20 protein-coding genes are annotated in these 22,616 nt (G+C 45.2%); 15 read left to right on the top strand and 5 right to left on the bottom strand.

Annotated features, from left to right (window positions below):
- The first annotated feature begins 252 nt into the window (after positions 1-252).
- Positions 253-1,164 (top strand): EamA family transporter, encoded by a 912-nt coding sequence (locus ACXACN_RS01520; protein ID WP_474961753.1) that lies wholly within the window; start codon positions 253-255, stop codon positions 1,162-1,164.
- Positions 1,165-1,180: 16 nt separating this feature from the next.
- On the opposite strand, the gene ACXACN_RS01525 is transcribed toward ACXACN_RS01520, so the two are convergent.
- The 3 genes from ACXACN_RS01525 to ACXACN_RS01535 form a co-directional block, all read right to left on the bottom strand.
- On the bottom strand, positions 1,181-3,151 hold the full coding sequence (locus ACXACN_RS01525; RefSeq protein WP_474961755.1) for a TRAP transporter permease: 1,971 nt from the start codon (positions 3,149-3,151) through the stop codon (positions 1,181-1,183).
- A 63-nt stretch (positions 3,152-3,214) separates the two neighbouring features.
- The gene (locus ACXACN_RS01530) at positions 3,215-4,228 is read right to left on the bottom strand and encodes a TAXI family TRAP transporter solute-binding subunit (protein ID WP_474961756.1); all 1,014 of its coding nucleotides are present in this window, start codon (positions 4,226-4,228) and stop codon (positions 3,215-3,217) included.
- Between the two features lie 229 nt (positions 4,229-4,457).
- Entirely contained in the window at positions 4,458-5,306 is an 849-nt protein-coding gene (locus ACXACN_RS01535; RefSeq protein WP_474961758.1) for a thermonuclease family protein, read from the bottom strand.
- A 351-nt stretch (positions 5,307-5,657) separates the two neighbouring features.
- On the opposite strand from ACXACN_RS01535, the gene ACXACN_RS01540 reads away from it, so the two are divergent.
- Entirely contained in the window at positions 5,658-5,897 is a 240-nt protein-coding gene (locus ACXACN_RS01540; RefSeq protein ID WP_474961760.1) for an indolepyruvate ferredoxin oxidoreductase subunit alpha, read from the top strand.
- A 349-nt stretch (positions 5,898-6,246) separates the two neighbouring features.
- Positions 6,247-6,453 (top strand): hypothetical protein, encoded by a 207-nt coding sequence (locus ACXACN_RS01545; RefSeq protein ID WP_474961762.1) that lies wholly within the window; start codon positions 6,247-6,249, stop codon positions 6,451-6,453.
- A gap of 492 nt (positions 6,454-6,945) precedes the next feature.
- Here ACXACN_RS01545 and ACXACN_RS01550 read toward each other — a convergent pair whose 3' ends face one another.
- Entirely contained in the window at positions 6,946-7,068 is a 123-nt protein-coding gene (locus ACXACN_RS01550) for a YjcZ family sporulation protein (RefSeq protein WP_474961763.1), read from the bottom strand.
- Between the two features lie 500 nt (positions 7,069-7,568).
- Here ACXACN_RS01550 and ilvE point away from each other — a divergent pair, with 500 nt between their 5' ends.
- The 9 genes from ilvE to ilvA all read left to right on the top strand — a co-directional run bounded on the left by ilvE (position 7,569) and on the right by ilvA (position 17,896).
- On the top strand, positions 7,569-8,471 hold the full coding sequence (gene ilvE / locus ACXACN_RS01555) for a branched-chain-amino-acid transaminase (RefSeq protein ID WP_474961765.1): 903 nt from the start codon (positions 7,569-7,571) through the stop codon (positions 8,469-8,471).
- A 463-nt stretch (positions 8,472-8,934) separates the two neighbouring features.
- A complete protein-coding gene (gene ilvB, locus ACXACN_RS01560) occupies positions 8,935-10,650 on the top strand; it encodes a biosynthetic-type acetolactate synthase large subunit (RefSeq protein ID WP_474961766.1) in 1,716 nt (571 codons plus the stop codon).
- Positions 10,647-11,168 carry an acetolactate synthase small subunit gene (gene ilvN, locus ACXACN_RS01565; RefSeq protein ID WP_089654003.1) on the top strand — a complete coding sequence of 174 codons (522 nt, stop codon included), beginning with the start codon at positions 10,647-10,649 and terminating at the stop codon, positions 11,166-11,168. The genes ilvB and ilvN overlap by 4 nt, the downstream gene beginning before the upstream one ends.
- Positions 11,169-11,192: 24 nt before the next feature.
- The gene (gene ilvC / locus ACXACN_RS01570) at positions 11,193-12,224 is read left to right on the top strand and encodes a ketol-acid reductoisomerase (protein ID WP_474961767.1); all 1,032 of its coding nucleotides are present in this window, start codon (positions 11,193-11,195) and stop codon (positions 12,222-12,224) included.
- Positions 12,211-13,755, top strand: coding sequence for a 2-isopropylmalate synthase (locus ACXACN_RS01575; RefSeq protein ID WP_474961769.1), 1,545 nt, complete (start codon positions 12,211-12,213; stop codon positions 13,753-13,755). The genes ilvC and ACXACN_RS01575 overlap by 14 nt, the downstream gene beginning before the upstream one ends.
- 16 nt (positions 13,756-13,771) lie before the next feature.
- On the top strand, positions 13,772-14,878 hold the full coding sequence (gene leuB / locus ACXACN_RS01580; RefSeq protein WP_474961770.1) for a 3-isopropylmalate dehydrogenase: 1,107 nt from the start codon (positions 13,772-13,774) through the stop codon (positions 14,876-14,878).
- Positions 14,879-14,899: 21 nt separating this feature from the next.
- A complete protein-coding gene (gene leuC, locus ACXACN_RS01585) occupies positions 14,900-16,312 on the top strand; it encodes a 3-isopropylmalate dehydratase large subunit (RefSeq protein WP_474961771.1) in 1,413 nt (470 codons plus the stop codon).
- Between the two features lie 4 nt (positions 16,313-16,316).
- Complete coding sequence (leuD, locus tag ACXACN_RS01590) at positions 16,317-16,922, top strand: 3-isopropylmalate dehydratase small subunit (protein ID WP_474961773.1); 606 nt, start codon at positions 16,317-16,319, stop codon at positions 16,920-16,922.
- 44 nt (positions 16,923-16,966) lie between these two features.
- Complete coding sequence (gene ilvA / locus ACXACN_RS01595; RefSeq protein ID WP_474961774.1) at positions 16,967-17,896, top strand: threonine ammonia-lyase; 930 nt, start codon at positions 16,967-16,969, stop codon at positions 17,894-17,896.
- Positions 17,897-18,143: 247 nt separating this feature from the next.
- On the opposite strand, the gene ACXACN_RS01600 is transcribed toward ilvA, so the two are convergent.
- A complete protein-coding gene (locus ACXACN_RS01600) occupies positions 18,144-18,953 on the bottom strand; it encodes an alpha/beta fold hydrolase (protein ID WP_474961775.1) in 810 nt (269 codons plus the stop codon).
- Between the two features lie 428 nt (positions 18,954-19,381).
- On the opposite strand from ACXACN_RS01600, the gene ACXACN_RS01605 reads away from it, so the two are divergent.
- From ACXACN_RS01605 to ACXACN_RS01615, 3 genes are all read left to right on the top strand, one after another.
- Entirely contained in the window at positions 19,382-20,545 is a 1,164-nt protein-coding gene (locus tag ACXACN_RS01605; RefSeq protein ID WP_474961776.1) for an iron-containing alcohol dehydrogenase, read from the top strand.
- 271 nt (positions 20,546-20,816) lie between these two features.
- A complete protein-coding gene (locus ACXACN_RS01610; protein WP_474961778.1) occupies positions 20,817-21,956 on the top strand; it encodes a D-alanyl-D-alanine carboxypeptidase family protein in 1,140 nt (379 codons plus the stop codon).
- Positions 21,957-22,187: 231 nt separating this feature from the next.
- Positions 22,188-22,613: a DUF1801 domain-containing protein gene (locus ACXACN_RS01615; RefSeq protein ID WP_474961780.1), complete on the top strand. Its 426-nt coding sequence runs from the start codon at positions 22,188-22,190 to the stop codon at positions 22,611-22,613.
- Positions 22,614-22,616: the final 3 nt, after the last annotated feature.

The following is a 22,616-nucleotide window of genomic DNA, read 5'->3' on the forward strand; positions in this document are numbered from 1 at the left end:
TTCGGCTTTTGAGGTATCCATTTATATACCAAAAAAGGAGGAATGAAAATGAATATGATCCGCTCGTTAATCCATACAATCGTAGATATTCTCTTATTCATTCCGCGTACGTTAGGAAAATTGATTAAGAGAATTGTATAATTCAAAAACATAGGAAGGGGCGCTCTTTTGTAGAGGGCCCCTTTTCGTATGGATGAGAATGTTAGAATAATGAGAGTGGAATGAAGGGTGGAAATGTGGGGAGGGGAACGCATGAAGGGAAAAGGGATAACGCTTGTATTGATTGGGGCGGCGAGTTTTGGGTTCACGCCCATTTTCGTGAAAACAGGCTTTTCTTTTGGCTACACGCTTGGGGAATTGAACATTATCCAAATGTTGATTGCCTTTGTTTTTTTATGGGGGATCAGTCTCTTCAAAAGGATTTCTCTAAGAGGGACAAGAAGGAGAGATCTGTTTAAAATCATGTTGACGGGCACGTCCGTTGGATTGACCAGTATCTTTTATTATGGGGCGATGCAATTTTTGCCAGCCTCGATTGCCATTATTCTTCTCTTCCAATTCGTATGGATTGGTATGATTTACGAATGGATCTTTGAGAAAGTTATTCCTACAAAAATCAATGCTCTTTCTTTAGTTGTGACCCTCTTAGGGGTTGTGTGCGCTTCGGGTGTGATCGGGGGTGGGTTTTTTGATCTTCCACTCGCAGGTCTTTTGCTTGGACTGCTTTCAGGATTTTCTTATGCAGGTTTTGTTTTTTTTAGCGGACAGGTCGCAACAAAAACCGATCCGATTGCAAGAAGTGCGCTAATGGTGACCGGTTCATTCATCCTTGTGTTGCTGGTATTTGTTCAAGATCTTCCAACACTCCCACTATTCGATATCCAGCTGTGGAGTATTGGGGCAGGAGTCGCTTTAGTCGGGGCAGTCATCCCACCTTTATTTTTTGCACAAGGGGCCCCTTTGATTTCTGGAAGGCTTGCAAATGTCCTGAGTTCTATTGAATTACCAGTGGCGATCGTTTCAGCGATGATCATTCTTTCTGAATCTGTTACCTTGATTCAGTGGCTAGGGGTGATTTTGATCGTTGCAGCTATTTTTATCAATGAGTGGGGAAGTTTATTTTTAAAAGGAAGATCGGCAAGAAAAAGCCAGACCTTGAAATGAAAGGCCTGGCTCCGGATCATACGACAGCTTGTTGTTTCGAGGAATCCTCTTTTTTGTTTTTTACATATTGGAAGGCAGCAATAGCTCCAAACACTCCTAACCCGATGAGGGATATGATCAGGTTTGGATAAACGAGCATAAGTCCACAAATGACGAGGGCAATTCGTTCGATCCAGGTGACTTTTGTGGCGAAATATCCGATCAGCGCGGAGCTGATGGCCGCCATCCCTAGTAATGCTGTGATGACACTTATGGACAAGTTGATTGCATTGACGTCTCCCTGCAGCAGTAATAACGGGTTGGTCACGAACACATATGGAATGATGAACGCAGCAATGGCAAGTTTTACTGCGGTTACTCCAGCTTTCATCGGATTAGCTCCAGCGATTCCTGCACCGGCATAAGCAGCGAGACAAACCGGTGGGGTGATGTCTGCAACAATCCCGAAATAAAAGACAAACATGTGAACAGCAATGACCGGAACATCAAAAGCTAACAAGGCAGGTGCCGCCATTGTAGCGGTTACGACATAGTTCGCTGTCGTAGGAAGTCCCATACCTAAAATAATACAGGCAATCATGGTGAAGAACATAACAAGGAAAAATTGACCCTGGGCAAGATCGATGATTCCTCCGGCAATTTTAGGTCCTAGTCCTGTAGTCGTTACTGTACCTGCAATGATTCCTGCAGTCGCACAGGCAGCAATGACAGGGAGGGCGACGCGCGCTCCTTCTTCGAGCAGTTTGATGATCCCTTTCCAGGACATTCGTGTTTCTTTACGGAAGAAACTGATGACAAAAGCGGTTACGATTGCAAATAATGCCGCATATGTCGGTGTACGTCCCGCAAGTAAAAATCCGATAATAATGACGAGCGGAAGGAACAAGTCCAGCCTTTTGACCAGCTTATTTGTCTGAGGAAGTTCTTCTTTAGAAAGACCACGGATGTTTTGTTTCCTTGCTTCAAAGTGAGTCCCTAAAAAGACGCCTGAAAAATATAAGAGGGCAGGGATAATCGCGATGACGATAATTTCGTTATAAGGAATCCCCGTATAAGATGCCATGATGAATGCTGCGGCACCCATGATCGGCGGCATGAGCTGTCCTCCAGTTGAGGCAGAGGCTTCTGAGGCGGCAGCGAAGTGCGGTTTAAACCCTGCATTTTTCATCATTGGGATCGTAAATGATCCAGATCCTACAGTATTGGCAACAGAGCTTCCGCTTACCATGCCTTGAAGACCACTCGCTGCAACTGCAGCTTTTGCCGTTCCCCCCGTATATTTTCCTGTTAAACGGAGGGCGAGATCGTTGAAAAACTGACCAATATTCGTTTTGACGAGAATGACTCCGAAAAATAGGAATAGGAAAATATAGGTCGAAGATATTTGAATTGGAATACCGAAAATAGCGCTGGAACTGAAAAACATCTTCGTTGCGAGCGTTGGCCAGTCATTCCCGGCGTGACCGATCACAGGGATGAAGTTTCCGAACATCCCATAAAGCAGCGCGAGAATAGCTATGATGACAATAGGGAGGCCGACGACTCGCCTTGTCGCTTCAAGTAGCAAAAGAATGCCGGCTGTCGCGACAATTTGGTCCATATAGGTGAATCCGAAGATAATCGCTTCATTGATGAGGCGGTCATAATTTTGAATGATGTAAAAGTTTGAATAAAGGGCGACCGCAGCAAAGATAAGATCATACCATGGAATGCCACGTTTGCTTGTCAAAGAAGATTTGATCGGATAGAGAAGATAGACTAAGCATAGCGCCGCGCCCAGGTGAATCGCCCCCTGGATGAGAGAAACGTAAGCTCCGCGGTAAGCTGTATATAGCTGAAAAATGGTTAGTGCGCTACCAAGAATCAATGTCAGCCAGCCCCACGTCCCGAGGTTTGTACGGAATGTGCTCTCTTTATCGTATTTTTTCATCATTTCCTGCTTGTCGATTTCTTTGTTATCTTTTTTCGTCACGCTTCTTACCTCCATTCTGATCTTTATTGAGCGCTTTAAAGAACCGGACAAAAACAATGTCCGGTTCCGTTTTATCCTTTATTCTAATATGCCTGCTTCCTTGAAGTACTTCTCTGCTCCAGGGTGAAGCGGAAGGTCTTGAGCACCAGTTAAGGCACTGTCTTTCGTGATCAGCTTAGCTTGAGCGATTGACATATCGCCAGCATTTTCATAAAGAGTTTTCGTCATTTCGTACGCTAGGTCTTCACTGACCTGGCTTGTGGAACCAAGAAGAAGCGCCATTGCCGTAATGGTTTCGACAGGTTCTTCCTGCCACTCATACGTACCTGGTTCCACCGTGTACGCTTCGTATTGGCTGTTGGCGACGACTTCATCAAGAGCGTCTCCTTCAATGTTAAGGAATTTCACTTCTCCAGTAGCCGCTTCTAATTCATCTGTTGTTGATGATGGAACCCCCACAACTGCAAAGGAAGCATCAATGGTGTTATTTTGAAGTTTGCTTTTCGCGTCGCCGAATCCTTCTTCAAACGCTTCATAGTCCCCTTCTTCAATGCCATAAGCGGAGAGGACCATCTCAGCAGCCTCGCGTGTCGCTCCACCTGGAGGTCCAACAGCTACTTTTTTGCCTTTAAGATCTTCAATGGACTCAATTCCTGTCGAATCCAGGGTGACGACTTGAAGTGCCTCTGGATAAAGGGAACCGATCACCCCGACATTTCCGACATCTTTTCCTTCAAAATCACCCACTCCTTCAACCGCATTGATCATGGTCGTATTCTGGGCAATCCCCAACTGGAAATCTCCGGATTGAATTTTGGCGATGTTTTCAACAGAAGCTCCAGATTCCACGGAACTCATGTCAAAACCCTCAACATCAATATTGTCAGCGAAAAGGTTTGCCATTTCTCCACCTAAAGGATAGTAGACACCGCCGACACTACCTGTGCCCATGGTCAGGTTTGTCATTTCTTCTCCACCATCACTTCCACCGTCTTCTCCTGCTGAACCGCTTGTCCCACTTTCGCCACAAGCACTTAAGAATAGGCTTACAGTGAAGAGGAGAATGAACATCAACCATGAATACTTTTTCATTTGAAGACCCCCTATTATAAAATTGGATGGATTAGTGAATATTTATCCAATTAATCCAAAAAACCCCTTATAGTTACATAATTTTACCCTGTTTATGGAATAATTACAATAATATTGCAAAAATTGAAACGATTACAGGTGGGAATGACAAAACAAAAGAGGGTCCCTTCTAGGAAACCCTCTTTAACAAACCAAGTATGACTCATGGAGTATATGGGATGTTTCAATTTTATTCTAAACTCTCACAAACGAGCCCATCCTGATCGTGACCATCTAAGCGATGGGGGTCTCGGTCAGGTCCCCCTGCAGCTTCAAAAAAAGCTTGGGCTACTTCTTGGGATGAAAAATCACCACAGTCTCTATCGGGTCCTTGAGGATCAAATGGAAGACGCCCCTCATAAGAAGAGACAGGTGTTTCCTCGTCAGTCAGTGATTCATCTATACGAAATCCCTCGTCCGTAACGTAACCGTCCAAGCTCCAAATCCCTTTTCCTTGTTGTTTAGCACGGGTTTGAGCATTTTTCATGGTCGCTTCATGAGTGTAGGGGGGATCATACTCATAAGCATAGCGGGCGAAACCTTCCTCTAGTAGTTGCTGATTGAAATTCTCTCCGTCAATCCAAACATAGCCAAGAAGACGATCATAATGGTCCCGCTTAGGTCCGTCATATTCGAATCGTATCTTTTCACCCGACAATCGATCTTTTGCAAAATCGCTTGCTTCTGGTCCAAAAGGCTGGACAGGTTTGTTAGGGTGGACAGTCTCCGGTGTGTCGACGAGTAACAAACGGACGCGTTCTTGTTTACCGTTCATCTCAATGTCAATGGTGTCTCCGTCTACAACATTTGTAACGGTGGCATCAACATCTCCAGGCTGTTGTTCTTCTTTAGCGTCCTTTTCTAAAGGTGTTTCCTCTTCTTTTTCTGCAATAGCACTTGTTTCAGAATCTTGTGGTTGTTCTGTTTCGTTTTGGACATGTTCTTCTCTAGGCTGGGTTTCGGTACAACCCGTCATGAAAAATATCGAAAAAACAAGCAAAACGATGAAACCCCGAAAAGGCCGTATCCATGAAGTCATGGAAACCCCTCCTTCCTTTTCTAGCAAAAAGACAGATCAATTACTGGAAAAAAAAACGCAAGAAATCCAGATGATCTAATCAGATTTCATGCGTTCCCGAGATTTTAAAACTTTATATCTGTTAGTAGCTATTCTACTTGTCACTATTGCCTTTGACAATCGGACGAAGGGTTCATGCTTTCCAACTACACAAATTTCCATACGACCAACTGATCACAGTTCATGGTCTGCTGCCTCTTCTTTCTTTGCAGGGACTTATATGAGTTAAATCCAAGTAAACTCTTTAAACATTGACAAGACCCCTTACTATTCGAGACACTAGTTTTATCAAGGAAATAGGGAGAGATCCATATGGCTTTTGTCATTACACAACCATGCGAGGGCGAACAGGCGGGGGAATGCGTTGATGTTTGTCCTGTTGATTGCATTGAAAAAGGGGAAGACCAATATTACATCAACCCTGATATCTGTATAGACTGCGGGGCGTGTGTATCGGTATGTCCGGTAGATGCAATTGTGGAGGAGTATGAATTGATGCCTGAAGAAGAGCCGTATTTAGAAAAAGCGGAGAAGTTCTTTGGCAACATATAAATAAGAGCTAAAACGTCCATGTTATGGGCGTTTTTTTTTACTGGATAAACAGGGGTGGCATCTGTAGTGCAAGGGGCTGGTAAATTCCTGATGGAAAGGTGAAGTGTTTTTGAACTAATTTCTAAGGAGTCTTTCCAGCACATCTTCTTGGTCTCCCCAATGCTATTAGTTTTTTTAGTAGCATAATAAGGTCAGAAATTCGTTTTATGTCGTATTTACTTGAATATATCATCGATTTATTTGTTGAAATCAGACAATTGAGATAATTTTATAGGATTTAAAAGAGGAATAAAGGGTATGGGAGTAGAAAGGACATTAGTATAATAATCTTTGTGCAGGAGTTGATTGGATGCTCATGTCAGTTTATCCACCAGTAGGTTCGCATCAGGACAGGTATTTTTTGATTGATCAATTAAGGGAATTAGGTTACACAGAGGATGCCTTTGGAAAAAGGACGATTGAGATGACCTTGCCTGAGTTGCAGCAAATTTTTATCAACTTGGAGTATCAAAGAGAGTGCGCATTAGAAAATGAATACGAAGAAATTCCGACTTGAAACTCTTCCCAGTGAAAAAAGAAGCGAATTGGCTATTTTACATAGACGATTCGCTTCTTTGATGTGTTTATTAGATTTTTATCAAACAGATCATGTTTTTGAAATTACTTTCGTTTAGGCAGGCCGGCGTGCAGTGAAGAAATACATGATGAAACCAGCCCACAAAAAAGAGTATACTCATTATATATGTATAATAAATATTTATGTAAAAAAAGCCAGAGCAAATACGCTCTGGTCTTGAAAGAGGGAGACATACTACAGGTAGAGGTTGTAGAAAATATGTCTCGCTGGTTTATTATAACCAAACCTATATTGAGAAAACAATTGTTCTCTCGAATTCTTTCAATTGCAAAGATAACGAACAATGAACCAGAAGGTGGTGAGGACCTCTGGTTCTTTTTTATGCACACCTGAAAAGCGGAGGTCATCGTTGACGAACCGCTTTTGTGTGAACCACTTATTACGGGTAATGGTGGTTCACACGAAAAGGTTTTAGTTGTAGAAAGAAGCTCCTACAATAATCAAAAGGATGAACAATACAACGATCAAAACGAAAGTGCTTCCGTATCCACCGCCGTATCCGCCGTATCCACCGCAGCCACCATACCAGCCCATATCTTTCACCACCTTTATTTTTCCTATACGACACTGTATGAAGGGACGGGCTTTTGAGGCAGGGCGAACGTCCACTATTAATGATTTGAGACAATCATCAAAAGAGAAGAACTGTTCATAAAAAAGCTCGAATGATCTCCTAGTTCTAAAGCTGGTGGTTTCCTGAATCAACGCTCATTTGAGATAAAAAAGAAAAAAAGAAAAGAGAAAAAGAAACGGGATCTCAAGCCTCCCAACGATGTAAGCGCTTAACTTGTTTATCGAATCTTTTGAGTGTTCAGAAAATTTGCTTAAAACCTGTTGACCTTCCCTTGAAATGGGTTTAAAGTAGTCCTCAATCAACTACATCGATGACTTTCATCGTCTGGTTGGTTCATGCGAAAGACCTGAGATTGGGGCCCTGAAAATGTAAGATCACTCCTTACCAGAGGGGGCCATATTTTCTTAATCATTGTTTAACCATTTTAAACATTAACTTATAAAAGAAAGGAGTGCTGAAAATGAGCAGCCAATGGATTTACATGAGCGGCGAATACGTAAAGAAAGAAGAGGCCGTTGTTTCAGTATATGATCACGGTTTCTTATATGGAGATGGGGTGTTCGAAGGTATTCGTGTTTACGAAGGCAATATTTTTAAGCTGGATGAACACTTGAACCGTCTTTTTGATTCAGCGAAGTCGATCATGCTCGAGATCCCGCAAAGTAAGGAGGAACTCGAAGAGATTATTGCTGAAACCGTTCGCCGTAACCAGTTGGAGACCGCTTATATTCGCGTCGTTGTTTCCAGAGGCGCCGGCAATTTGGGTCTGGACCCTGCCAGCTGTGCAAATCCACGCTTGGTTGTCATTGCTGAGGCACTCGCTTTGTTCCCTAAAGAACTATATGAGCGCGGGGTGCGGCTTGCCTCTGTTTCGAGCAGAAGAAACCGGCCGGACGTGTTACCGCCCCAAGTGAAATCGTTGAATTACTTGAATAACATTCTTGTGAAAATGGAAGCCAATCAGGCCGGAGTTGATGAGGCTCTAATGCTAAACGATCAAGGCTATGTGACCGAGGGTTCTGCTGATAACATCTTTATCGTGAAAAATGGAACAATTTTAACCCCTCCGACATACTTGGGGGCATTAGAAGGAATCACTCGTAACGCCATCATTGATATAGCTGAAGAAAAAGGCTACAAAGTCAAGGAGCAGCCGTTTACAAGACACGATGTTTATGTCGCTGATGAAGTATTTTTAACAGGAACAGCGGCCGAAGTAATCGCCGTTGTGGAAGTTGACCAGCGGAAAGTAGGAAATGGTAGTCCAGGTGTCGTCACAAACCACTTGCTTTCAGAATTCAGAAAAGTAACAACAACAGACGGATACAAAGTGTACAGCAAAAATCAAGCACACGTAAGTTAGTAGAGAAAAGCCGAGCGGAGTACGAGGCATTTGATAATTAAAATATACGAACACGATGAAAGGAATAAAGGAATAAGTTCATGTATTCCCAGAGAGCCGGGGTTGCTGGAAGCCCGGAAATACATCTTATTCTGACATCATCCTTGAGTGTCCACGCTGAACGTTTCTACCAGTAGGCGGGACCAGGTGTTTCACCGCACCTGTTATCAAAAGGGGTTCAGGATTTGAATCCCATGAGGTGGAGCTTGTTAAAAGAGCTTCACGAATGAGGGTGGTACCGTGGAAGTAAAGAGAGACCTTTTCACCCCTCACGTTCTTACGACACTGTTGTTGTGTTGCAGGAATTTGAGGAGGAAGAAGGTCTCTTTTTTGTTCGAAAGGCGAAAGGTTCAAAGCGGAGAGACTTCATTGTGAATGGCCGCTTCCCATAAAAGATAGGTTCAACACAGGAGGGATGAAAAAAATGAAGGCACAAGCAAGTGCGGAGCAGCAAACCGCAACGAAAACAGGCGCTGATTTGCTCGTGGAAGCTTTGATCGGTCAAGGTGTTGAAACGTTATTCGGATATCCAGGTGGTGCTGTTTTACCGATTTATGATGCCATCTACCGGGCGGAAGGAAGTTTTGACCATATTCTTCCTAGACATGAACAAGGAGCCATCCACGCGGCGGAAGGATACGCGAGGGTTTCTGGTAAAGCAGGAGTTGTCATCGGCACGTCCGGCCCTGGCGCGACAAATCTAGTTACAGGAATTGCGGATGCCATGATGGATTCCCTTCCACTCGTTATCTTTACAGGGCAGGTAGCAAAAGGCGTGATTGGAACGGATGCATTCCAAGAATCAGACATCATGGGGATCACGACGCCAATCACGAAACATAATTATCAAGTTCAGGAAATCGAGGACCTGCCGAGAATTGTGAATGAAGCCTTTCACATTGCGACCACTGGAAGACCAGGACCGGTGGTTGTGGATATACCTAAAGATATCAGTTCAACGGTGTACACAAAGGAAGTGAAGAGTGATTTTCATCTTCCGGGCTATCAGCCGACCGTGAAGCCGAACCCACTTCAAATCAGTAAACTGCATGATGCCCTTGTAGAAGCGAAAAAACCAGTAGTACTCACAGGGTCCGGTGTCATTCATGCAGGTGCATCAGAGGAGTTAAAAACATTCGTCCAAAATTATCAACTGCCAGTTACTTCAACGCTCCTCGGACTTGGAAGTTACCCAGGCACTTGTGATTTGTCACTTGGAATGGCAGGCATGCATGGCACTTATTCCGCCAATACCGCTCTTTATGAATGTGACCTGCTAATCAACATTGGTTCCCGCTTTGACGACAGGCTGACAGGGAACCTGAAGCACTTTGCACCACATGCAACCGTTGCTCATATTGATATCGACCCTGCTGAAATCGGAAAAAACATCCCGACTCACATTCCAATCGTATCCGACGCCAAAGCAGCCCTAAACGCATTGAATCAAAAGCCTGTAAAAGGCCTGCACCACCAAGGGTGGATGGATGCCATCAGCCAAAACAAAAAAGATTATCCACTTTGGCATGATCAGCCGGAAGAACTCATTGTCCCACAATGGCTCATGCAGAAAGTTTATGAATATACCGGTGGAGAAGCGGTGGTTACAACAGATGTCGGGCAGCATCAAATGTGGGCAGCTCAATACTACCTTTTTGATCGGCCGAATCGCTGGGTCACCTCAGGAGGACTTGGAACCATGGGATACGGGTTCCCTGCAGCCATCGGAGCACAGCTGGCCGACATGGATTCCACCTGCGTCGCTGTTGTTGGTGACGGCGGTTTTCAAATGACCCTGCAGGAGCTGTCGGTTCTTCAAGAAAGGCGATTGCCTGTCAAAGTGTTGATTGTCAACAATCAGGCACTGGGCATGGTAAGGCAGTGGCAGGAGAAGTTTTACAGTGAAAGATATTCAGAATCGATCATCGATGTCCAGCCGGACTTTGTAAAACTTGCGGAAAGCTATCAAGTTCCAGGCTACAAGATCGAGACCCAAGAAGAGCTTTTGGAAATACTTCCGAAAGTTTTGGGTGATGATCAGCCAGCAGTCATCGATTGCCGCGTCCTTCAGAAAGAGAATGTCTATCCAATGATTGCTCCAGGTAAAGGACTACACGAAATGATTGGGGTGAAACGATGAAGCGAATCGTCACAGCAACCGTTCATAATCGGAGCGGTGTGCTGAACCGAGTGACAGGATTACTTGCCAAAAGGCAATTCAACATTGAAAGCATTTCCGTTGGCAGGACAGAAACGGAGGGCGTTTCAAAAATGACGTTTGTCGTGGAAGTCGAAGATGACCGCAAGCTCGAGCAGCTGACCAAACAACTGAACAAACAAATCGATGTTCTGAAAGTGTCAGACATCACAGACAAAGCCATTGTCGCCCGGGAGCTCGCGATGGTGAAGGTCATCAGCAACCCACAGATCCGAAGCGAAATCCAGGGCATCATCGAACCGTTCCGTGCATCAATCATTGATGTCAGTAAAGAAAGCGTTACGGTTCAGGTGACGGGTAAATCAGATAAAGTCGATGCGCTCATCGATCTGCTAAGGCCTTATGGCATTAAAGAACTGGCCAGAACGGGCTTGACCGCCTTCACTCGTGGTCATCAGCCACAGGTGGCAGAATTCAAATCTTACTCTCTATTAAAATAATTTCCCGAAAGGATGGATGTAAAAATGGCACACGTATACTATCACAACGATATTAAAGATGAGGTACTAAAAAACAAAAAAGTAGCTGTAGTAGGGTACGGATCTCAAGGTCATGCTCATGCTCAAAACTTGAAGGAGAGCGGACATAACGTTGTGGTCGGACTTCGTAAAGGTAAGTCATGGGATAAAGCTGAACAAGACGGGTTGGAAGTGAAAACCGTTGCTGACGCTGTCGCAGAGGCCGATGTCGTAATGGTTCTTCTGCCAGATGAACATCAACCAAGCGTTTACGAAGAACACATCAAACCGAACTTGAAGTCCGGCGCAGCTCTTGCCTTCGCTCACGGATTCAATGTCCACTTCAACCAGGTCGTTCCGCCATCAGATGTTGATGTGTTCCTTGTCGCACCAAAAGGACCAGGGCACCTTGTCCGCCGCACGTTTGAAGAAGGTGCTGGTGTACCTGCACTGATCGGTGTTGAACAGGACGTCACTGGGGAAGCAAAAGAAATCGCCCTCGCTTATGCAAAAGGAATCGGTGGCGGTCGTGCTGGGGTTCTTGAAACATCCTTCCAGGAAGAAACGGAAACCGATCTTTTCGGTGAGCAGGCCGTTCTTTGTGGGGGACTTACAAGCCTTGTCAAAGCTGGTTTTGAAACGTTAACAGAAGCAGGTTATCAGCCGGAAGTGGCGTATTTCGAATGTATGCACGAGCTTAAATTGATCGTTGACTTGATGTACGAAGGTGGTCTTGAGGGCATGCGTTACTCCATCTCCGATACCGCTCAGTGGGGTGATTTCGTATCAGGTCCACGCGTCGTTGATGAAAGTACCAAAGCTCGCATGAAAGATGTGTTGACAGATATCCAGACAGGGAAGTTTGCCAAAGGATGGATCCTTGAGAATCAGGTAAACCGTCCAGAATTCAATGCAATCAATGCTCGTGAAAATAATCATCAAATCGAAAAGGTGGGTAGAGAGCTCCGTGAACTGATGCCGTTCGTCAAGAAATCCCAATCCAAAGCAAAGGATGTGGTCACACATGGCTCACGTTAATGTTTTCGACACAACCTTGAGAGACGGAGAACAATCCGCTGGCGTCAATTTGAATCGTTTGGAAAAAGTGGAAATTGCTAAACAGCTGGAACGTTTAGGTGTGGACATTATGGAGGCGGGTTTTCCCGCTTCCTCTCAAGCTGACTTTGAAGCGGTCAAAGAAATTGCAGATACCGTCCGCGGTTGTTCGGTAACAGGATTAGCGCGAGCGAACAAACGTGACATTGATATTGCATGGGAAGCATTGAAAGGCGGAGCGGAGCCAAGGTTGCATGTTTTCATCGCAACCTCTCCGATCCACATGACCCACAAACTGAAGAAAACACCAGATGAGGTCGTACAAAAAGCGGTGGAGATGGTCACCTATGCGAAAGAGAAGTTTCCACACGTCCAGTTTTCAGCAGAAGATGCATTGCGATCAGATCAAGACTTTCTCGTCCATATCATCGAAAAAGTAATTGACGCTGGTGCGAGTGTCATCAACCTTCCGGATACGGTCGGATTTACAACTCCTGATGAAATCGGCCGGCTTTTCCGATATGTAAGAGAAAACGTGCCAAACATCGACAAAGCGGTTTTGTCTACGCACAATCACGATGATCTTGGAATGGCTGTAAGTAATTCCCTTGCAGCGATTGAAAACGGAGCGAGACAAATCGAAGGTACGATCAATGGCATCGGCGAACGTGCCGGAAACGCAGCACTTGAAGAGATTGCTGTCGCTTTGAAAATCCGTCAAGACCGTTACGATTTCGAAACAGGACTGGTGTTAAAAGAGATCAAACGGACCAGTGATCTCGTCAGCCGCCTGACAGGAATGCAAGTGCCAGGCAACAAAGCTGTCGTTGGACGTAACGCTTTCGCTCATGAATCTGGCATTCACCAGGACGGCGTGCTGAAAGAGTCGACGACTTACGAAATTATTACCCCAGCGATGGTTGGCATCGATTCCAATCGAATGGTGTTAGGAAAGCACTCCGGACGTCATGCTTTTAAACAAAAAGCCGAAGAGCTTGGATTTACTCTTAATGAAAACAAGCTGAAGGAAGCTTTTGAATCCTTTAAAACTCTGACAGGCAAAAAGAAAGAAGTGACGGACGACGATCTGTTTGCCATTTTGACAGATACTCAAACAGAGAACGAAGATCAGCCTAAATACGAGTTGAAAGCTTTCCAGGTTCAATATGGCAGCATCAACCGTCCGACAGCGACTGTTCTTTTGACAAGACCGGATGGGGAAGAAGTAGAGAAAGCTAATACAGGTGAAGGAAGCGTCGAAGCGATTTATAACACGCTCGATGACTTAATTGATGCGGATGTTCATTTGCAAGACTATCAATTGAGTTCGATTGGAAAAGGGCGCGATGCTCTAGCTGAAGTTCACGTACAACTGACTGTCGACGGAATCAAAGCGTCCGGTCGGGGATCCGCACAGGATGTTCTGGAAGCTTCGGCCCACGCCTTCTTAAATGCAGTGAATCGTACACTATATAGAAGCAAACAGGAGAATTTTCAGCAAGTGCAAATATAACTAAAGGGGGATGCACATGGAAAAACATATTGTACTTTTGCCAGGAGACGGAATCGGTCCAGAAGTAACGAAAGCCGCTAAAAACGTGCTGCAGGCGGTCGCGGACCGATTTCAGCACACCTTCACTTTTGAGAGTCACGACATCGGAGGAGTAGCGATTGATAATCATGAAACGCCTCTTCCGGAGGATACGGTGGAAGCAGCGAGAAAAGCCGATGCTATTTTCCTCGGAGCTGTCGGTGGACCGAAGTGGGATCAGCTTCCCGGTCACATGAGGCCGGAAAAAGGGCTGCTTGGAATTCGCAAACAACTCGGCTTGTTTGCGAATCTCCGTCCTGTCAAAGCGTTTCAGCAGTTGCTCCATGCATCACCTTTGAAGCAGGAAGTCGTCGCAGCGAGTGATCTATTGATTGTTCGTGAGTTGACCGGTGGATTGTACTTTGGAGAACCAAGTGAACGGCGCGACAATGGAAAGGCTGTCGTCGATACACTAGCTTACGAACGGTGGGAGATTGAAAGAATCGTAGAGCAGGCTTTCCAAAGTGCGAAGGTTCGGAGGAAACAACTCACTTCAGTAGATAAAGCGAATGTTCTCGAGTCGAGTCGTATGTGGCGTGAAGTCGTAGAGGAGAAAAAATCGCAGTATCCTGATGTAAAGGTTGAACATATGCTTGTGGATGCAGCTGCGATGAAGCTTGTGACCAATCCCGCTTACTTCGATGTCATTGTGACAGAAAATATGTTTGGAGACATTTTAAGTGACGAAGCTTCGGTACTGACAGGGTCTCTAGGCATGCTCCCATCTGCCAGTTTGAACGAAACAGGCGTTGGGCTTTACGAACCGGTTCACGGATCTGCTCCTGATATCGCAGGGATGAATAAGGCGAATCCTCTCGCTAGTATTCTATCTGTCGCTATGATGTTGAAACATTCTTTCGGGATGGAAGAGGAAGCAGAACAAGTGGAAGCGGCTGTACAGGAAGTGTTGGACGAAGGATACCACACGGCAGACATCGACCTCATCGGAGGTACTGTCGTCAGTGGAAGTGAATTGGCACGAAGAGTGGTCGATCAAATCAGCACAAGTGATACGACAGAAAATATCATGCGTTGTTACGTATAAACACGAAGGGAGCGGAACGGAATGAGTCATCCAAAAACCATTGTAGAAAAAATTTGGGATCAGCATGTCGTCCATGAAGAAGAAGGGAAGCCGAATCTCCTCTACATCGACCTGCATCTGATTCATGAGGTGACCTCTCCCCAGGCGTTTGAAGGATTGCGAATGGCCGGAAGGAAAGTGAGAAGACCCGATCGAACGTTTGCGACGATGGACCATAACGTCCCGACCATTCATCGGAATGTCATCAAAGATGAAGTTTCCAAGAAGCAGATGGAAACTTTGAAAGCGAACTGTGAGGAATTTGGTGTCCGCCTTGCGGACATCAATCACCCAGATCAGGGGATCGTTCACGTCATTGGTCCAGAACTTGGTTTGACACAACCAGGCAAAACGATCGTCTGTGGAGATAGCCATACTTCCACGCATGGAGCTTTTGGAGCCCTGGCATTTGGAATCGGGACGAGTGAGGTGGAGCACGTGCTCGCCACTCAATCTTTATGGCAGGCGCCTCCGAAAACACTACAAGTCAACGTCGATGGGATGCTAGGAACAGGCGTTACAGCGAAGGATTTAATCCTTGCCATCATTGGTAAGTATGGTGTCCGTTTCGGTACGGGCCATGTGATCGAGTACACAGGCGAAGCTGTCCGCAACCTTTCCATGGAGGAGCGCATGACGGTGTGCAACATGTCTATAGAAGCAGGAGCAAGAGCCGGATTGATCAGTCCTGATGCAACGACAATCGATTACATGCGAGGAAAACGTTATGTGCCGGAAGGGGAGGCTTTCGATGAAGCAGCCGAACAGTGGCTCGCTTTAGCTTCTGATGAAGGAGCTGAATATAACCAAACCCTTACGATTCATGCGGATGAAATTGAACCGCAGGTAACATGGGGAACGAACCCTTCTCAGTGTGTTCCTGTCGGTGGTCGTGTCCCTGATCCAGAATTGGCCGAAGAAGACAAGGACGGCATCGAGCGGGCTATTGAATATATGGGCCTTGAGCCGAACCAGAGCATCGAATCAATTCCTGTCGAGCACGTGTTCATCGGTTCGTGTACCAATTCCAGATTGAGCGATTTGCGTAAAGCTGCAGAAATCGTTCGTGGAGGTCGTGTCCATGAAGGGGTAAGAGCCCTTGTTGTCCCTGGTTCTAAGTCGGTGAAAGATGCTGCAGAAGCAGAAGGTCTGGATACGATCTTCCTGACAGCAGGGTTCGAATGGCGCGATGCGGGATGCAGCATGTGTTTGGCGATGAACGATGATATCGTTCCGCCTGGCGAACGCTGTGCTTCCACTTCCAACCGGAATTTCGAAGGACGTCAGGGAAATGGCGCCAGAACTCATCTCGTCAGTCCGGAAATGGCAGCAGCAGCTGCATTGGAAGGTCGTTTTGTTGACGTCAGAAAATACGCCAGTGCGGTAGGAGGTTGAGTAGATGGAGCCGATCAAACAACATAAAGGTCTGGTTTACCCATTGGATCGATCGAATGTCGATACCGACCAGATCATTCCGAAGCAATTTTTGAAAAGAATTGAACGTCAGGGATTCGGCCAGTTTCTCTTCTACAACTGGCGATTCAATGAGGATGGAACACCCCGGGAAGATTTCTCCTTGAATGACCCGATGTATGATGGTGCTTCTGTCCTTGTCGGCGGTGAAAACTTCGGGTGCGGTTCCTCCAGAGAACACGCGCCATGGGCGATCCAGGACTACGGATTCAAAGTGGTCATCGCCCCGAGTTTCGCCGACATTTTCTACAACAACTGCTTCAAAAACGGGATCCTGCCGATTCAGTTACCGAAGTCAGTTGTTGATCAGCTGATGGAAAAGGCTACGAAAGAGAAGTATGAAGTGAAGGTCGATTTGGAAAAGCAGATCATTGATGACGGGGTCTTAGATGTGTCGTTCGACATCCAGTCCTACCACAAAGAAATGCTTTTAAATGGCTGGGACGAAATTGCCGTCACCTTGACGTATGAAGACAAAATCGACCAGTACGAAAAACAAAACAAAGGAGTGAAGACGTTGGGGATTTCTTAACGCTAGCTAAAGTGATGGATGCACAGGAACAGTTGCAGGAGGTGGTGCACCGCACCCCGCTGCAAACATCAACAACCTTCAATGAGAAAACCGGACAGCACGTCTATTTGAAGATGGAGAATCAGCAAAAAACAGGAGCTTTCAAAGTGCGGGGCGCCTCCTATAAAGTCGCTTGCCTGACGGAAGAAGAAGCGTTCCGTGGTGTAATCGCGGCTTCTGCCGGTAACCATGCCCAAGGTGTTGCGCTCGCTGCTGCGAAACGTGGCATTCATGCACAAATCTTCATGCCTGAAGGGACACCAAGAGCAAAAGTGGAAGCAACACAAGGGTACGGAGCGAAAGTCGTCCTTACCGGAGAGTCCTTCCAGGAAGCTTATCAAGCGGCTTTGCTTGAGCAGGAAAGAACGGGGGCTACTTTTCTTCACCCGTTCGACGACTATGACGTGATGGCAGGACAAGCGACGGTCGCCGTTGAAATGCTGCAACAGCAGCCGGATTTGAACCGCCTGTTCGTACCAATCGGTGGAGGCGGGCTGATCTCAGGTATTGCCTTTGCAGCCAAGCAGCTGAAGCCGGACATCAAAGTCATCGGTGTCCAATCCACAAAAGCGCCGTCCACTTACAATGCGCTGTACAAAAAAGGACCTGAAAAATTGACATCTGTCTCGACGATTGCTGACGGAATCGCCGTGAAGGAAAGAGGAAGACTTACCTACACGTGTATCCAAAAGTACGTGGATCAAGTGATCACGGTGGAAGAACATGAAATCGCGAAAGCCATGCTCATGCTTCTCGAACGTGAAAAAACACTCGTCGAAGGGGCAGGAGCAACGGCACTTGCCGGCCTTCTCAGTACGTGTGACACGTTTGAACAACAGCAATGCGGCGTTGTTTTGAGTGGTGGAAACATGGATCTATCCCGGTTGCCACTGATCCAGAAGCTAGCCAACCCGAAGAAAGTGGTCATCGCTTAAGGTGACAGCCAGGAAGAGTGTTCGATCTCTTCCTGGCTTTTTTGTCGTTGATTACAAAATGTCAGGAGGGTTTATCCGTCGGTTTTTAACTTTTATCAGTAGCTTTTGAGTATTTATCGGTAACTTTTAAGCATATATCAGTAGCTTTCCGCCATTTATCAGCGACTTTGAAGCTATTATCGGTATCATCAGAATATAAGGGTTAAAAAAAGGAGAACCGGCACTCATAGCCGGTTCTCCTTTTTTCTTAATTCAGTAGATCAAGTAGAATTTTATTAAATTTTTCTTTTTCATCATATACCAGTCCGTGGCTGCTTTTCTCAAAAGGAATCAACGTGCTGTTTGGGATTTTTTCATGCAACAATTCTGAAAAGGCAAAGTCACAAATTTCATCATATTTTCCGTGAAGCAGCAGGGTGGGGACGTCGATGAGACTGATTTCTTCCCGCAGATCTTCATCTCTTAATGACTCGGCGCATGCAATGGTGGCATGGGCCGAGGCTTCAAGGCCAAGGCTGTGGAACCACTCCCCGTATGGTTCTGAGAGATCGGAATGGTAGAATCCTTCTCCGAAGTCTTTTAAAGCAGCTGGGCGATCGTTTTGGAGCCTATCGATTAGTCTCTCGAATTCTTCCTGTTTCATGCCATAAGGATAATCTTCTTTTTGAGTGAAGCTCGGAGCTGCTGGTCCTGCTAAAATCAGCCTAGCAAATTCTTTGTTTGCAAATTTCGTTGCATAGCGGATCGCAATTGGGCCGCCCATGGAAAATCCGATTAAATAGAAGTTTTCAAGTTGGAGGTATTCGACGATGGTTTTTACATCATGGGCAAGCGTGTCGTAATCATAACCGTAAACGGGCTTGTCTGATTTTCCAAAACCGCGCATATCGATACCGATGAAGCGGTACCCATTTTGAGGCAGTTCGTTCATTTGATGTTCAAACATCTTATGATTCAATGGCCATCCATGGAGGAATACAATGGGCTGTCCCTCACCAATATCCTGTACGAATAAATCAATATGCCGGTCATGGTCTACCTCGATAAAAAGTGGCATTCAGGTGAAAACTCCTTTTTGTATAAGTTAAAAAGACTATTCCCTTATGGCTCCATTTAAAAACTGGTCACCAAGGGATTTGCTTACCATTTTCATCGTTCTCTATGTATAAGGAGAATAGTCTTTGCTATATACGAACGATTGATTAGGAAACCATACAATTGAGCCGTCTATGATTCATCAGGAACATTCAAGCGAAGGATACAAACAAGCGTAGAAGAATGGACAGCGAAAGCGAACAATGATGCTTACACTGTATGTAACTCCAGGGTTGAGCGAACAGGAAAAATCATGCAGCAAACGGTTATCTTGAACGTTTGAGTGGAAAGATCAAAATTCTTGATAGGGGTTATCGGTATTCATCGTTAGCTGTTTGTATTCTCTGAATGATACAATGGACTGGTTATAAAAAATGTGAGGTGGAACGAATGAACAACTTTCTACAATATAACCCTACGAAGCTTTATTTTGGCGAGGGTCAAATCAACCAAATACCAAATGAAATAAAAAAAGGTGCAAAGGTGCTTGTCGTGTATGGCGGGGGGAGCATTAAACGGAATGGTGTGTACGATGACGTCATGAACCAACTAGAGGCGATCGAAGCCGCTGTTTACGAATTGTCCGGCGTAGAACCCAACCCCCGACTGACGACGGTTCGAAAAGGTGTGGAGATTTGTAAAAGCGAAGGCATCGACTTTCTGCTTGCTGTAGGAGGCGGAAGTGTCATCGATTGTACAAAAGCAATTGCTGCAGGAGCAGTCAGTGAAGCTGATGCATGGGAGTTGATTAAACAAGAAGTCCCAATCGAAGATGCATTGCCGATCGGCACCGTGCTGACACTTGCTGCAACAGGGTCCGAGATGAATGCCGTTTCCGTTATTACGAACTGGGAGACGAAGGACAAACTTGGATGGGGTTCCCCTCATGTGTATCCAACGTTTTCTATCTTAGATCCAACGAACACATTTTCTGTACCCGAAAACCAAACCGTTTATGGAATTGTAGACAGCATGTCCCATGCATTGGAACACTATTTCCATCGCACTGAAAACACACCGATGATTGATGGGTTCATCGAATCTCTCCTACGTACGGCTATTCAAACGGGACCGAAATTGATGGCTGATCTAAAGTCCTACGAACATAGGGAAACGATGATGTACTTGAGTACAACCGCATTCAATGGAACGTTGATGAATGGAACAGATGGAGGCGACTGGGCAACTCACAGGATTGAACACGCCGTATCTGCCATTTATGATATCCCTCACGGAGGAGGGCTTGCTATTCTGTTCCCGAACTGGCTGGAGCATGTATTGGAAGATGACCCTACTCGAGGAAAACAGCTGGCAACGAATGTTTTCGGCATTGATCCTGAAGGCAAGACTGACGTAGAAGTTGCCCGAGAGGGAGCTGAAGCATTGCGTCATTTCTGGAGTTCTCTTGGTGCACCTAGCACTCTTAAAGATTATGATATCGGAGATGAAGCGTTTGATGACATTGTCGAAAAAACGTTCATCAAACCAGGCGTTGGGACTTACAAAGAAATGAACCGTGAAACAGTACTAGATATTTTGCAACGCTCTCTATAATTACAAAAGGAGGGGCTCCATGGGGCCCCTCCTTTTGTATGTTTTGAGTAGTCGACTTCAAAAAAGGTTCCTTACTGTCTTGACGGATGTTTGAGGAAACAACCGTTGGAAAAAATTCAGGAAATATCCAAGTAGTTTACAAAGGGATTACATTTCATTTAAAAATTCGTTGGTTTTCTTCAAATTACGACAATTATGTATATACTGGTACGTGGTGAAAAAAGAGCGAATGGATAAAATTAATCACTGTGTACAGGGAGTCGTCATGAACATGAAGAAACTTATGCTAATCATCGTAGTTTTATATACCACATTCATTATAAATCCAAACCTAACAATGGCAAAGTCAGAACCTGATCACCCATCCATTAATAGTGAAGCAGCTATTGTGCTTGAGGCGAATACAGGAAAAGTATTATATGAAAAGAACGCGGAGACAAAATTGTATCCGGCGAGTTTAACTAAGATTGCAACAGCCATCTATGCCATTGAAAATGGGGACCTCAATGATACGGTGACCGTCAGTGAAAAGGCTTATGAAACAGGAGGATCCAGTGTTTTCCTTGAACAGGGAGACAAGGCTTCATTAGAACAGCTTGTTCAAGGGCTGCTCCTGAATTCTGGGAATGATGCTGGGGTTGCGATTGCCGAGCATATGAGTGGAAGTGTCGAGCAGTTCTCTGAAGATCTGAATGCTTACCTTGAACAAAAAGCTGGAGCGGAGCAGACGGATTTCAAGAATCCTCATGGTTTGTTCGACTCGGAGCATAAAACAACAGCGAAAGACTTGGCGGCCATCACAAAATATGCCCAAGAGAATGAAACGTTCAGAGAGATCTATGGATTAGAAGTTCTGGATTGGGATGGGGAGAAGTGGGATGCCACGCTCTACACCCATCATCGTCTTATGAGGGAAGATCCATATGAAGGTGTAACAGGTGGAAAGACAGGATATGTACCACAATCTGGTTTCACGTTGGCTACAAGTGCAAGCCGGGAGAATATGGATTTGATTGTGATTACTATGAAAAGCCGCACAAAAGATTTGTCTTATGAAGATACAAAGAAACTGCTGGATTTTGGGTTTGAACACTATCAAACATCTATTTTTAAACCCGAGGAAAGAGTGAAAGATGTTAAAGAAGATTATCAACTGCCCGAAGAGGTTTCCTACACTCACTTAAAAGGAGAATCTGTCAAGGCGGAAGTGGATGAGTTCGGAATGCTTTCTTTGACCTATTCCGATGGGACAGAAATTTATAAAGACAAGCTTGAGAAAGTGAAGGAAAAAGAAACGCCACCAGAGAAAGTAGAAAAGGTGGAAAAGCCAGGCTGGCTGGATTACTGGCCTCTCTTTATTTTTCCTCGGCACTTTTGGGTGACGGAAATCTATGAACAAATGAAACAATGATTAGCCTCCTGTTGACGGAGGTTTATTTTTTTAGATTAGGATTTTTGTTCATACGTAGAAGGATCTTCGCACACCATAGGAGTAGATCACAAGGAAGAAACACTGTTAGAAGAATCAGCTGATAGAAAAAGGAGGTTCCAGTAGGGCCTCCTTTTTTATTCGTGTTTTGAAAGGAAATGGTGGGGAGGAAGTGGAACTAATAAAGAAAGACAGTGGAAAGGAGAGAGAGCATTGGCTTATGAACAAAAAACCAAGCAGAATGATCGAAGTGTGATTGAATTTATTGAAGAAGTGGACCACCCGAAAAAAAGGGAAGATGCGTACCGGTTGTTGGATATTTTCACTGAAACAACGGGTTATGAAGCCAAGATGTGGGGGACGTCCATTATTGGCTTTGGTTCTTACCACTACAAATATAAAACAGGCCATGAAGGCGATGCCCCACTTGTAGGCTTTTCCCCGCGTAAAGCGAAAATCAGCCTTTATTTTGCAACAGGAGATACAGAACGGGAGGAGCTTCTTGAAAAGTTCGGGAAACATAAGAGCGGGAAAGCGTGTGTGTATATTAACAAGGTAGATGACATCAACGAAGAGGTTTTAAAAGAACTCATCCTTCAATCGGTTGCATTCCTGCAACAGACGTATCCGGAGAAGTAGGGC

This window comes from Halobacillus sp. AWM4_238 (assembly GCF_056158265.1).